The sequence below is a fragment of the Pseudomonas floridensis genome, from assembly GCF_002087235.1.
Classification (GTDB): Bacteria; Pseudomonadota; Gammaproteobacteria; order Pseudomonadales; family Pseudomonadaceae; genus Aquipseudomonas; species Aquipseudomonas floridensis.
The window spans coordinates 35075-48907 of record NZ_MUIO01000055.1; the positions used below are offsets into that span (position 1 = coordinate 35075).

Below are 13833 nucleotides of genomic sequence, written 5' to 3' on the forward strand. Positions count from 1 at the left end.
TCACTCCGAAGCAGGCCGCAAAGCGTCCTGCGAAAAAAAGCGCCGGTGACTGGACACCGGCATCCGCGCCCGTATGGACGCCTGTTCTTCATGGTCGCGCCGGGCCAGCAGCACGGCCTCTCCCTGCGCTTGCTGAGCCAGGACGCGGCCCCATGGATCAATGATCGCCGCATGCCCGAAGGTTTCCCGAGGCCCCGAATGCACCCCGCCTTGTGCGGCTGCCAGCAGGTAACACTGGGTTTCGATGGCGCGCGCCCGGATCAGGATGTCCCAGTGCGCAGCGCCTGTCACCGCGGTGAATGCCGAAGGCGCCGTGATCAGCTCGGCACCGGCCTCACGCAGCGCGGTGTACAGCTCAGGAAAGCGCAGGTCGTAACAGACGCTCAGTCCAAGTCGTCCGACCGGCGTATCGGCCACCACGACGTGGTTTCCATAAGCATAGTCATCCGATTCACGGTAACGGCCTCGATTGTCCGCGACGTCCACATCGAACAGGTGCAGCTTGTCGTAACGCGCCACCTGCTCACCGTGTTCGTCAATCAGCAACGAGCAAGCCGTCACTTTGCCCCCGGGCCGATCATCAGGCGGCAGGGGAATCGTTCCGGCAACAATCCATAACTTGAGGTCACGAGCCGCCTGTTTCAACCACGGCAGGATAGATCCCTGCCCCGCGGCTTCGGCGCGCCCGATATCGGCGGCGTCGCGACGCCCCATCGCGGCAAAGTTTTCCGGCAGCACCGCTAGCCGGGCGCCGCCCTCGGCAGCCTGCTCCAGCAACGCACGGGCGCGGGCCAGGTTACCTGCGATGTCGGTCTGGCTGACCATCTGAATCACGGCGAAAGACATGGCGACCCTTTCTTGAATGGCATGGGCACCACTGTACTCCATGCCGCGCTATTGAGGCTTTTCAAAAGGCTTGTCGAAGGTGATCTTCGGCTCTTTCCAGGGGCCTTCGACCTTGTATTGCACACTGGCGAACCGTGCGACCTTGTCACCCAGCAGCTTGTCCACCAGGAACAGCGCACCGCCGATGGCCGGAGCGCCGACGATCAGCGCGGCAATCGGCAGGTTGTTAGTGACCGGCAGCGTCACCAGCAGCTTGGCATCTACGCGATCCTTGACCATGTCCAGGGTGCCGTTGAGTTCGAGGTTGCTGGAAGGGCCGGTCAGTGTGATCGGGTTGCGCGTAACATAAACGCCATCGCTGGCCACCAGCAGGCCTTTGACCCGGTCGTAGCTAAGCCCCTTGCCCAGCAGGTCGGAGAAATCCAGACGCAGGCGGCGGCCAATGGAGTTGAAGTTCAGCAAGCCGAATACCCGAAGCGCCTGCGCGCCCCCCTCGACTTCCACGAACTGCCCGCTGCGCAAGGTCGCATCCAGACTGCCGGAATAACGCTTGAGCCCGACCCACGCGGGCGAACCGGGCCAGCGCCCGTCGAAATTCATCTCGAAGCTTTCACTGGTCACCGTCGGGGCGAAGCTCCAGGCTTTCAGAACATCCGCGAGGTTCTTGCCACCCAATCTACCCTTGAACCAACTGCTGCTCGATCCGGGCGCACCTTCCCAGACACCTTCGCCTTCCAGCAGGATGCCCTTGAGGCCCAGGCTCATATCGGACAGACGTATACCGGCTGCCGTCGGCCGGCTTTTCAACGCCCACGCGCCCAGTAGTTGGTCGCCCTGAAACAACTGAGAGATTTTCACATCGAGTGCGGGGATCTTGCGCGGATCCACGTCGGCCAGAGGGTCCGGCGGATTCTCCACCACCACCGCCTTGGGGTCGGCCGCAGGCAGCTTCACGTAGAGCATATTGATGCCGATCGGTGCGGACTTGGCGTCCGGTAATGTTGCCGTGCCCTTGACCAGTGCGCTGTCCAGCGACAACGCCCAAGCGGCCGCCGTGCGCTGCAACTGAACACGGACGTCATCCAGCGTGGCGCCCATCGCCGTCAGTTTGCCGATCTGCAGATCGACGCTGCTGAGCAGCTGCCTGGCATTACCGCTCGGATCACCGCCGGAGTAGCGATCAACAATCGCCTGCCACGGCGCGATATCCAGCGTATCCAGACTGCCGCTGACTCGCAGGCCTTTGGCATCCGGCACAATCGCACCGCCCTGACCAAGAAACAATTCACCACGCCCGTCGGCGAACTTCCCCGCAGGCGCGGCGAACGCCAGATTGGCGATATCGCCGTACGCAGCACCGAAGCGGCGTGGCTCGCCCTGCAGCGTCATGCGGAATTCGCTGGCGCGCTCCTGCTCTGCGGTCTTGCCAAAGGGCGCGGGCAGATCGATGGCAACGCCTTTGAGCGCCGAAGTGATCAGTAACGGGCTGTCCTTGCCGTCCAGGGTCAGTTGCAGCTGGAACGGCATATCGCCCGAAACAGGCAAAGCTTGCTGAACGTCGAGCCAGTCGGTGAGCTTCTTGATGGTGATCTGCCCGTTAGCGACGATGCGAGTCACGTTGGCGCCCGGCTTGCCTTCAGCGGCAATTTCCGCCGTCACCGGCCGGTCAAATGCCTGGGCGCGGATACCTTTGCCGCTAAGCCCCTTGCCGCTGTCGAAACGGAAATCGCCGCGCAGCCGGGTCAGATCGAGCACCGGATCGGCAAGTTTCAGACGCGCATCGCGGGTACTGAAATCCACGGCGACCTTGGGTTCGACACCTTTGGCCAGCGCAACATCCAGCTTCAGCTTGCCATTCAAAGGCCCCTCGCCCTGCCAGCCGGCGAACGTACTGCCAGTGCCGATCGGCGCTTCCTGAAGGATTTTAAGCCCATCACCCAGCGTGCCGGAAAAGTTGCCGTCGACCAGCAGATGACTGTCCTGGCCAGCTGGTGCATGGGGAATATTGACCAGCACATCGCTGACTTTGGTATTCAGCAGTTGCCCTTTGCTGGCCTTGACGCGCACACCGCTGTTCTCGACATACACCTTGCCATCCACGCCGGTCAGCGAGGGCCAGCCCGGCTGGAAAGCGAGCGTCGCATTGCTCACATCGAAGAACAGACTGATCACCCGCGCCGTGTCGGGAGAACTCTTGTTCAACGAGCCCTGATATTGAAAGAAGCCCTGGTTGACCGCGCCGCTGACAATTGCGGTGCGCAGCCAGTGATCCAGTTCGGGACTCAGCACAGCAGGCAGGTATTTGCTGGTATAACGGCCATCGCCGTCGACCATGCCGACCCGCAGGTCCATGTAGTCTTCCTGATCATGCTTGAGGTGGATACGGATCAGGAAGTCGGCTGCGATCTTGCCCTCATCGCCCAGCACCTTGATGTACGGTGCGATCAGGGTGAAGGCCTGATCGTCCAGCTTCCAGGTCAACCGGGCGTTGGCTTTCTGATAGCGCCAGGCCTTGGCAAAAATCGGGTCCAGATGCAGCATGAAATCGCTGGTATCCAGCCGCAGTTCGCCCTGGCCAAGATCACCGCTGATTGCGCCGCTGACGTTCGCTGCGGCCGGGGCGTCGTGATAAGCATTGAAGCCCACTTTGTCCAGATTGGCCGCAAAGCTCAGGCGCTTGTCGCCAATTGCCTGAGGACGGTAATCGAGCAACACATTGCGCAATCCGCCCTTGACCTTGAGACCGTCGACCACGGCCATCGCTTTGTCCGGCAACGGTGCCAGCGAGTCGATCAATGGGGTCAGCGGCGTCAGATCCAGCCGGTCGGCCTCGACATGCCACAGCTCTTCGCTGTCAGGCGTAGCGGCGGTCTGTGTTGCGTGAATGCGGCTTTCCCAGCGATCGCTGCCCAGGCTCATGGCCAGCGAATCGAGTTTCAGGTCCAGCCCCTTGTCAGTCCGCTCCAGCCAGGCATTGAGTGCCAGATCATCGATGGTCGATGGCTTGCGTCCGGCGTAAACGGCCTTGATCTGCGGCGCGTGAAGACGCGCCACTGCGCTTTTCACCGAGCCATTGGCCCAGCTCAACCAGAATTCGCCGCCCGCCTGCAACCTGGAGACGGACCATTGCCGGGTGAGGCTTGCAGGCAGCCATTTGGCCCAGTCGCTTTGCGGCAAGCTGGCGTAGAGATCGGCCTCACCGTCTTTCCAGCGGCTGGCTTCGATGCGCGTGCGCAGGTTCAACGCCAGCGGCTGCCCGTCCGGTAGCGTCAGGCGCGCATCGAGGCGCTGGTGATAGCTGCCAGTGGCCAGGCTCAGATTGACATACGTAAGGGTCAGCGGGGATTCGTTCAACGGTTGCAGAGTGATCTGACTGTTGAGCAGCGACAGGCGCGAAACACGCTGCAATTGCGTCAGAATCTTCTCCGGATCGATCGGGCTGTCATCCTGGACCGGCATGCCCTGCACCGCCCAGCGGCCGTCCTGATCCTGTTTGAGGACGAGCTTCAGACCGTCGACTTCCAGATGCGCAAGCCGCACGTCGCGGGCCAGCAGGCTCTCCCACAAATCAGGAACCACTTTGACGCTGTCCAGACGCAGGACGTTGCTGCCCTCTCCCACCATCACATCGTGGGCCAGCACCACCGGAGCGAAACCACTCCAGCTGCCCTCCAGGCTGCCAATACTCAATGGAATGCCCAACGCTGCGCCAGCGCGGGTTTCGACGTTGACGCGGTACTCGGCGACCATGGGCGCCAGTTGACGTCCCAGGCTGACATAAAGCGCCGCCAGCACCAGCAGCAACGCGCAGAGGCTCAAACCCCAGCGGGTCATGACGGCAACGAAACGTGGAAGACGCTGCATCAGCACGCCCTCAATGACAGGCGTGCGGCGATGACCCGGTCATTACAGGCAGGTGAGGTCAGGTACAGGTTTTGCTCATTCGCCACGCATCATTCTCGATATAAGGGTTGAACCTGCCAGAACCCCGCCGGGCGCTTGTTGCAAACAGTTGAACGGTGACAATCTCAGAGCAGTACGACGTCGTATTGTTCCTGCGAGTACATGGTTTCTACCTGAAAACGAATCGTGCGGCCGATAAAACTTTCAAGCTCGGCCACATTGCCCGATTCCTCATCGAGCAAACGGTCCACCACACGCTGGTTGGCCAGCACCCGATAACCCACGGCCTGATACGCCCGGGCCTCACGCAGGATCTCACGGAAAATTTCGTAGCACACGGTTTCGGGCGTCTTAAGCTTGCCGCGCCCCTGACAGCAGTGACAAGGCTCGCAGAGCACCTGCTCCAGACTTTCACGTGTGCGCTTGCGCGTCATCTGCACCAGACCCAGCTCGGTGATGCCGATGATGTTGGTCTTGGCGTGGTCGCGCTCCAGCTGTTTTTCCAGGGTGCGCAACACCTGACGCTGGTGTTCGCCATCTTCCATGTCGATGAAATCGATAATGATGATGCCGCCCAGATTGCGCAGGCGCAGTTGCCTGGCGATGGCCGTGGCCGCTTCCAGGTTGGTCTTGAAAATGGTCTCTTCCAGGTTGCGATGGCCGACGAACGCGCCGGTGTTGACGTCAATGGTGCTCATCGCCTCGGCCGGATCGACCACCAGATAGCCGCCCGACTTGAGCGGCACCTTGCGCTCCAGCGCTTTCTGGATTTCATCTTCGACGCCGTAAAGATCGAAAATCGGTCGCTCGCCCGGGTAATGCTCCAGCCGGTCGGCGATCTCGGGCATCAGTTCGGCTACGAACTGCGTGGTCTTCTGGAAGGTTTCCCGCGAGTCGATGCGGATCTTCTCGATCCGCGGGCTGACCAGATCGCGCAAGGTGCGCAAGGCCAGACCCAGGTCTTCGTAGATCACGGTAGGCGGGCTGACTGTCTTGATCTGTTCGCCGATCTGGTCCCACAACCTGCGCAGGTAGCGGATATCCATGAGAATCTCGTCGGCTCCAGCGCCTTCGGCGGCGGTACGCAGAATGAAGCCGCCAGCCTCCTTGATGCCTTCCAGCGCGACGCAATCGCTGACCACCTTTTTCAGGCGCTCGCGCTCCGCCTCGTCTTCGATCTTCAGGGAAATACCGACGTGCGCAGTACGTGGCATGTACACCAGATAACGAGACGGGATCGACAACTGCGTGGTCAGGCGTGCGCCTTTACTGCCAATCGGGTCCTTGGTGACCTGCACCACCAGACTCTGGCCGTCGTGCACCAGCGAAGCGATGCTTTCGACGGCAGGCCCTTCGCGCATGGAAATTTCCGAGGCATGAATGAACGCGGCACGGTCCAGACCGATGTCGATGAACGCCGCCTGCATGCCGGGCAATACGCGCACGACCTTGCCTTTGTAGATGTTTCCCACGATGCCCCGGCGCTGGGTCCGTTCGACGTGGACCTCCTGCAGCACACCGTTTTCCACCACCGCAACCCGTGATTCCATCGGGGTGATGTTGATCAGAATCTCTTCACTCATGGCTTGTTACCTTCCAGGTATTGCCAACAGGGTATGCCGAAACCCGCGAGTAATTCTGCGGTTTCGCACAGAGGCAGACCAACCACTCCAGAATAGCTGCCTTGCAGATTCGCGACGAAGATCGCCGCCAGCCCCTGAATGGCATAGCCGCCAGCCTTGTCCTGCGGTTCGCCGCTGAGCCAGTAGGCACGGGCTTCGTGTGGTTGAATCGGGCGAAAGCGTACGCGACTGGTGACGATCCGGCTTTCACTGCGCCGATGATCGACCAGCGCAATGGCGGTCAGCACCTCATGTTCGTTGCCCGACAACGCCGCCAGCATGCCGAGGGCATCGGCCTCATCTACCGGCTTGCCGAGAATCCGGCCATCGAGCACCACGGCGGTATCGGCGCCCAGCACGCAAACAGGTTGATCGGGCGACAACAGCGCAAGCCCCGCACGGGCCTTGCCCAGCGCAAGACGCTCAACGTAGGCGGCAGGGGTTTCGGTGTCGGAAGGCGTTTCGTCGATCTGCGCACTCAGCACCGTGAATGGCACACCGATCTGGGTAAGTAACTCGCGACGGCGCGGTGAGCCGGAAGCCAGATGAAGCAAGGGCATAAGGACGTCTCCGTGTCGGTGGCGATGAGCGCACACGCCTGGCGCGGCGCGCTCATATTGCGCTTAATTGATTTTCAAACGTTTGCGCAATCCACGCAGGCCGTAACTGACCCAGGGCCAGAGCAGCGCACTGACCAGTGCGGGCAGCACGAGCGCCAGGGTTGGCTGGCGGTTACCGGTCAACGCGCTGAGCCATAGTTGAGCAAGCTGCGCCAGACCGAACACCACCAGCAATACCAGACATTGTTGCCACATCGGAAACATGCGCAAGCGCTGCTGCAGCGACATGACCAGAAAGGTAATCAGACTCAGGATCAGCGCGTTCTGCCCCAATAACGTGCCGTACAGCACGTCTTCCATCAGGCCCAGCACCCACGCCGTCGCCATGCCGTACTTGTGCGGCAGCGCAAGGACCCAGAAGGTCAGCAGCAATGCCAGCCACAAAGGACGAAAGATCTCCATGAACTGCGGCAGCGGTGAAATGCTCAACAACAGGCCAATGGCGAACGTCAGCCAGACGACCCAGCCGTTGCGTCCGGAAACATGACTAACCATCGATACGCTCCCGGGTGCTGGAAGGTGAAGAAGCCGGGGGTTGAGACGTGGCGGGCCTGGAAGCCGGCCGTGCGGCAGGCGTTGCGGGCGTAGCCGCAGGTGTCGGCGCGGCGCTTTGCGCGGCCGGTTTGTGGACGGCGCCGTTGACCGGAAAGACCGGAGCGATCGGCTGCGGCCACATCGGGAAGGCCGGCGTTGGCGGCGGCAAGGTCGGTATCGCGGCAGGCTCGAGGCCTTTGTCGAACGACTCCTGCGCCTGCGCGGCATCGGCTGCGCGCTCTTCAGGCGTGCGGCTGTCGGAGAACACCAGCAGCAGATTACGACTGCGGTTCAGCGCTGCGGTGGGCACTGCGCGTACGATCGCGAAAGGCTGCCCGGAGTCGTGAATCACTTCCTTGACGGTCGCCACCGGATAACCGGCGGGAAAGCGCTGCCCCAGACCGGAACTCACCAGCAGATCGCCTTCCTTGATGTCGGCGGTGTCGGCAACGTGACGTAATTCCAGACGCTCGGGATTGCCCGTACCGCTGGCGATGGCGCGAAGGCCGTTGCGGTTGACCTGAACCGGAATGCTGTGGGTCGTGTCGGTGAGCAGCAGCACGCGTGAGGTGTACGGCATCAGTTCGACCACCTGCCCCATCAGCCCCCGTGCGTCGAGCACCGGCTGGCCAAGCACCACGCCGTCGCGTTCGCCCTTGTTGATGATGATGCGATGGGTAAAGGGGTTCGGGTCCATGCCGATCAGCTCGGCGACTTCGACTTTCTCGTTAACCAGTGCAGAAGAGTTGAGCAACTCGCGCAGACGCACGTTCTGCTCGGTCAACGCCGCCAGCTTTTGCAGACGACCCTGCAGGAGCAGCGCTTCGGTCTTGAGTTTTTCATTTTCAGCGATCAGCTCGGTTCGGCTGCCGAACTGGCTGGCAACGCCCTGGAACAGGCGCTGAGGCAAATCGACGATCCAGTAGGACTGCATCAACACCAGCGACATCTGGCTGCGCACGGGCTTGAGGACCGTGAAGCGAGCGTCAACCACCATCAACGCCACAGACAACACAGCCAGCACCAGCAGACGTACGCCCAGCGATGGGCCTTTTGCGAAAAGCGGTTTAATAGGCCGCTCCTCCCGGGCATGCAATCGACGGATCAAGCTTCAATTGGCTGTTATTCATGCGGTATGGAACCGGCCTGGACAGATGAAAGAAATAGGCACCCTGTTTCAACCTGACGCATACAGGTAGCACAAGTGCTACCCGTATACAAAAGGCCAATGAACGGCACCCCGGCGAATTACTCGCTGGAGAGCAGATCCATGGTGTGCTTATCCATCATTTCCAGCGCACGGCCACCGCCACGCGCTACGCAGGTGAGCGGATCTTCGGCCACGATGACCGGCAGACCGGTTTCCTGCGCCAGCAACTTGTCCAGATCACGCAACAATGCGCCGCCGCCGGTCAGTACCAGACCACGTTCGGCGATGTCCGAAGCCAGTTCAGGAGGCGACTGCTCCAGGGCGCTTTTCACGGCCTGAACGATGGTCGCAAGCGATTCCTGCAGCGCTTCGAGCACTTCGTTGGAGTTAAGCGTAAAGGCACGCGGAACACCTTCGGCCAGATTACGGCCACGTACGTCGACTTCACGCACTTCACCACCCGGGTAGGCGGTGCCGATTTCCTGCTTGATGCGCTCGGCGGTGGATTCGCCGATCAGGCTGCCGTAGTTGCGGCGCACGTAGGTAATGATCGCTTCGTCGAAGCGGTCGCCGCCTACCCGTACGGATTCGGCGTAAACCACACCGTTCAGGGAGATCAGCGCGATTTCAGTGGTGCCGCCGCCGATGTCGACAACCATCGAACCGCGTGCTTCTTCAACCGGCAGACCGGCACCGATGGCAGCGGCCATGGGTTCTTCGATCAGGAATACTTCGCGCGCACCAGCGCCCAGGGCCGACTCGCGAATGGCGCGGCGCTCAACCTGGGTGGATTTGCACGGAACGCAGATCAGCACACGAGGGCTGGGCTGCAGAAAGCTGTTTTCGTGGACCTTGTTGATGAAGTACTGAAGCATCTTTTCACAGACGCTGAAGTCGGCGATAACGCCGTCTTTCATGGGGCGGATGGCTGCAATGTTGCCCGGCGTACGGCCCAGCATGCGCTTGGCTTCTGTACCGACGGCCACGACACTCTTCTGGTTGCCGTGAGTACGAATGGCAACGACAGAGGGCTCATTCAGAACGATACCGCGCTCACGCACGTAAATAAGGGTGTTGGCAGTGCCCAGGTCGATGGATAGATCACTGGAAAACATGCCACGCAGTTTCTTGAACATGGGAAAGGGACCCTAGGGAACGCGTGGGTAAAAAAGTGCGGCAAACTCTAACAACGACAGGGATTTTGGGCAAGGAGCCAATATGTTAAATTGGCGCTTTTATGAACACGACTCTCGAAGTTAGCGGCTTCAGACCGCAGAAACACGATAGTGTTCCGCATTCGATCACAAAGCAAATCCGCTAGTATTCCACTGGAGATCCCCCCATGGCGCTTGAACGCTCCGACGTGGAAAAGATCGCTCATCTGGCCCGACTGGGTCTTAATGACGCCGATATCCCACGTACCACCGAAGCCCTTAACAGCATTCTCGGGCTGGTCGATCAGATGCAGGCGGTCGACACCACCGGCATCGAACCCCTCGCCCACCCGCTGGAAGCCTCTCAGCGCCTGCGTGAAGACGCCGTCACCGAACGAAATCGTCGCGACACTTACCAAGCCATCGCACCAGCCGTCCAGGACGGGCTTTATCTGGTTCCGAAAGTCATCGAGTAAGGGAAAGAGCCTGCATGCATCAAATGACTCTGGCCGAGATCGCCCGCGGACTCGCCGAAAAGAAGTTTTCCTCTGAAGAACTGACCCGCGTTCTGCTGTCGCGCATCGCGCAGCTCGACCCTCAGCTCAACAGTTTCATCAGCCTGACCGAAGACCTGGCCATCACCCAGGCCCAGGCTGCGGATGCACGCCGTGCGGCCGGTGAGAATGGCGCCCTGCTCGGCGCTCCGCTGGCTCACAAGGACCTGTTCTGCACCCAAGGCATCCGCACCAGTTGCGGCTCGCTGATGCTCGACAATTTCAAGGCACCCTACGATGCCACCGTTGTATCCCGCCTGGCTTCGGCCGGCACGGTAACGCTGGGCAAGACCAACATGGACGAATTCGCCATGGGCTCGGCCAACGAATCGAGCCACTACGGCGCGGTGAAGAACCCGTGGAACCTTGACTGCGTTCCCGGCGGCTCCTCCGGCGGTTCGGCGGCGGCTGTCGCGGCACGTCTGCTGCCTGCTGCGACCGGCACCGACACGGGCGGCTCGATTCGTCAGCCCGCTGCGCTGACCAACCTCACCGGTCTGAAGCCGACCTATGGTCGGGTGTCGCGCTGGGGCATGATCGCCTATGCCTCCAGCCTCGATCAGGCCGGCCCGATGGCACGCACCGCAGAAGACTGCGCCCTGCTGCTGCAAGGCATGGCCGGTTTCGACCCGCAGGACTCCACCAGCATCGACGAACCGGTTCCGGATTACTCGGCAACCCTCAATGCGTCGCTCAAGGGGTTGCGTATCGGTTTGCCGAAAGAGTATTTCAGTGCCGGTCTGGATCCGCGCATCGCGCAGCTTGTCCAGGAAAGCGTCAGGGAGCTGGAAAAGCTCGGCGCGATCGTCAAGGAAATCAGCCTGCCGAACCTGCAACATGGCATACCGGCCTATTACGTCATCGCGCCGGCAGAAGCCTCGTCCAACCTGTCGCGTTTCGATGGCGTGCGTTTCGGCTACCGCTGCGAAAACCCCAAGGACCTGACCGACCTGTACAAGCGCTCGCGCGCGGAAGGTTTCGGCCCTGAAGTGCAGCGGCGCATCATGGTCGGTGCCTACGCCCTGTCGGCGGGTTACTACGACGCCTATTACCTGCAGGCCCAGAAAATCCGTCGCCTGATCAAGAACGACTTCATGAATGCGTTCGCCGAGGTTGATGTGATTCTGGGTCCGACCACGCCCAACCCGGCCTGGAAAATCGGCGCCAAGACCAACGACCCGATTGCCGAGTACCTGGAAGACTTCTACACCATCACCGCCAACCTGGCGGGCCTGCCGGGCCTGTCCATGCCTGCGGGCTTCGTCGAGGGCCTGCCGGTAGGCGTGCAACTGCTCGCCCCGTATTTCCAGGAAGGCCGTCTGCTTAACGTCGCGCACCAGTACCAGCAGGTCACCGACTGGCACACTCGCGCACCTGAAGGCTTCTGAGGAGAAACACATGCAATGGGAAGTCGTCATCGGGCTGGAGATTCATACCCAGCTTTCGACCCAATCGAAGATTTTTTCCGGCAGCGCCACGACCTTCGGCTCCGAGCCTAATACCCAGGCCAGCCTCGTCGATCTGGGCATGCCGGGTGTCCTGCCGGTCCTGAACAAGGAAGCCGTGCGCATGGCCGTCAAGTTCGGCCTGGCGGTGGATGCCGAGATCGGTCAGCACAACGTGTTCGCTCGCAAGAACTACTTCTACCCCGACCTGCCCAAGGGCTATCAGATCAGCCAGATGGAATTGCCGATCGTCGGCAAGGGCCACCTGGACATCACTCTGGAAGACGGCACGGTCAAGCGCATTGGCATCACCCGCGCGCACCTTGAAGAAGACGCAGGCAAAAGCCTGCACGAAGACTTCCAGGGCATGACCGGCATCGACCTGAACCGTGCCGGCACGCCACTGCTGGAGATCGTTTCCGAACCGGACATGCGCAGCGCCAAGGAAGCCGTGGCCTACGTCAAGGCTATCCACGCCATTGTCCGTTACCTGGGCATCTGCGACGGCAACATGGCCGAAGGCTCGCTGCGCTGCGACTGCAACGTGTCGATCCGGCCCAAGGGCCAGGTCGAGTTCGGCACGCGCTGCGAGATCAAGAACGTCAACTCGTTCCGCTTCATCGAGAAAGCGATCAACAGCGAAATCCAGCGCCAGATCGACCTGATCGAAGACGGTGGCAAGGTCGTCCAGCAAACCCGCCTGTACGATCCGAACACCAACGAAACCCGCGCCATGCGCAGCAAGGAGGAAGCCAACGACTACCGTTACTTCCCCGATCCCGACCTGCTGCCGGTGATCATCGAGGACTCGTTCCTGGAAGAAACCCGCGCCACGCTGCCGGAATTGCCGCCGCAGAAACGCGAACGCTTCCAGAGCCAGTTCGGTCTGTCGACCTACGATGCCAGCGTTCTGGCTTCCAGCCGCGAGCAAGCCGACTACTTCGAACACGTGGTCAGCATCAGCGGCGACGCCAAACTGGCGGCCAACTGGGTCATGGTTGAACTGGGCAGCCTGCTGAACAAGCAGGGCCTGGAGATCGAGCAATCGCCGGTCAGCGCCGAGCAACTGGGCGGCATGCTCAAGCGCATCACTGACAACACGATCTCCGGCAAGATTGCCAAGATGGTGTTCGAGGCGATGGCCAATGGCGAAGGCAGTGCCGATGAAGTGATCGAAACACGCGGTCTGAAGCAGGTGACCGACAGCGGTGCCATTGAATCGATGCTCGATGATGTGCTGGCTGCCAATGCCGAGCAGGTCGAACAGTACCGCGCTGCCGATGAAGCCAAGCGCGGCAAGATGTTCGGCTTCTTCGTCGGCCAGGCGATGAAAGCGTCCAAGGGCAAGGCCAACCCCCAGCAGGTCAACGAGTTGCTCAAGACCAAGCTGGAAGGCTGAGCTTTACTGCCCGGAAAATGATCGTGCCAAGGCCCGGTGCCATTCGCTGAATGAATGGCACCGCAAGCCCGACAACACCGTATGCGCTGACCGGACGCCGATTATGTGGAAGATCGCTACCACCTGCGTCTGCTCAGACATACCTTTGAACAACGATCAGCGTATGACTTTTCACCGGCATTCAGGACTCCATCCATGCGCCGACTTCTCTATGCCTGCAGCCGGCTGACGATACTGGCTGGCTGCTCCAGCAACAGCATCATCGACCCCCACGGCTACGAAGAAACGGGACGAGCCTCGTATTACGGCTCCCAGCATCATGGCAATCGCACCGCCAGTGGCGAACCCTTCAACCAGAACGCATTGACTGCCGCGCACCGACGGCTGCCATTCGGCACGCGAGTGAAAGTGACCAACCTCGACAACGATCAATCCGTGGTTGTGCGCATCAACGATCGCGGGCCTCATACCCGTGGCCGATTGATAGATGTCTCTCGCAAGGCCGCCGAACAACTGGGTATGCTGCGCAGCGGCACCGCCCCCGTACGCATTCAGGCCCTCGACTAAGGACGCCCGCGATTCTCCAGCTATCGACACTGCCCGCCC

General features: G+C 61.0%; 11 protein-coding genes. 4 read left to right on the top strand and 7 right to left on the bottom strand.

Annotated elements, in window-relative coordinates:
• The 7 genes from BZK31_RS14640 to mreB all read right to left on the bottom strand — a co-directional run bounded on the left by BZK31_RS14640 (position 1) and on the right by mreB (position 9811).
• Positions 1-846, bottom strand: coding sequence for a carbon-nitrogen hydrolase family protein (locus BZK31_RS14640; protein ID WP_083183676.1), 846 nt, complete (start codon positions 844-846; stop codon positions 1-3).
• A 48-nt stretch (positions 847-894) separates the two neighbouring features.
• Positions 895-4710 carry a YhdP family protein gene (locus tag BZK31_RS14645; RefSeq protein ID WP_083183677.1) on the bottom strand — a complete coding sequence of 1272 codons (3816 nt, stop codon included), beginning with the start codon at positions 4708-4710 and terminating at the stop codon, positions 895-897.
• A gap of 164 nt (positions 4711-4874) precedes the next feature.
• The gene (gene rng / locus BZK31_RS14650; RefSeq protein WP_083183678.1) at positions 4875-6332 is read right to left on the bottom strand and encodes a ribonuclease G; all 1458 of its coding nucleotides are present in this window, start codon (positions 6330-6332) and stop codon (positions 4875-4877) included.
• Positions 6329-6931, bottom strand: coding sequence for a Maf family protein (locus BZK31_RS14655; RefSeq protein WP_083183679.1), 603 nt, complete (start codon positions 6929-6931; stop codon positions 6329-6331). Before BZK31_RS14655 ends, rng begins: the two co-directional genes overlap by 4 nt.
• A gap of 63 nt (positions 6932-6994) precedes the next feature.
• Entirely contained in the window at positions 6995-7486 is a 492-nt protein-coding gene (gene mreD, locus BZK31_RS14660; protein ID WP_083183680.1) for a rod shape-determining protein MreD, read from the bottom strand.
• The gene (mreC, locus tag BZK31_RS14665; RefSeq protein ID WP_083183716.1) at positions 7479-8597 is read right to left on the bottom strand and encodes a rod shape-determining protein MreC; all 1119 of its coding nucleotides are present in this window, start codon (positions 8595-8597) and stop codon (positions 7479-7481) included. Before mreC ends, mreD begins: the two co-directional genes overlap by 8 nt.
• A 176-nt stretch (positions 8598-8773) precedes the next feature.
• Positions 8774-9811, bottom strand: coding sequence for a rod shape-determining protein MreB (gene mreB, locus BZK31_RS14670; RefSeq protein WP_002555108.1), 1038 nt, complete (start codon positions 9809-9811; stop codon positions 8774-8776).
• A 206-nt stretch (positions 9812-10017) separates the two neighbouring features.
• Between mreB and gatC the strand changes: the two genes are divergently transcribed.
• From gatC to BZK31_RS14690, 4 genes are all read left to right on the top strand, one after another.
• Positions 10018-10305 carry an Asp-tRNA(Asn)/Glu-tRNA(Gln) amidotransferase subunit GatC gene (gene gatC / locus BZK31_RS14675; RefSeq protein ID WP_044323131.1) on the top strand — a complete coding sequence of 96 codons (288 nt, stop codon included), beginning with the start codon at positions 10018-10020 and terminating at the stop codon, positions 10303-10305.
• A 14-nt stretch (positions 10306-10319) separates the two neighbouring features.
• A complete protein-coding gene (gatA, locus tag BZK31_RS14680; protein WP_083183681.1) occupies positions 10320-11771 on the top strand; it encodes an Asp-tRNA(Asn)/Glu-tRNA(Gln) amidotransferase subunit GatA in 1452 nt (483 codons plus the stop codon).
• A gap of 10 nt (positions 11772-11781) precedes the next feature.
• Positions 11782-13227, top strand: coding sequence for an Asp-tRNA(Asn)/Glu-tRNA(Gln) amidotransferase subunit GatB (gene gatB / locus BZK31_RS14685; RefSeq protein ID WP_083183682.1), 1446 nt, complete (start codon positions 11782-11784; stop codon positions 13225-13227).
• Between the two features lie 195 nt (positions 13228-13422).
• Entirely contained in the window at positions 13423-13794 is a 372-nt protein-coding gene (locus tag BZK31_RS14690; protein ID WP_083183683.1) for a septal ring lytic transglycosylase RlpA family protein, read from the top strand.
• Positions 13795-13833: the final 39 nt, after the last annotated feature.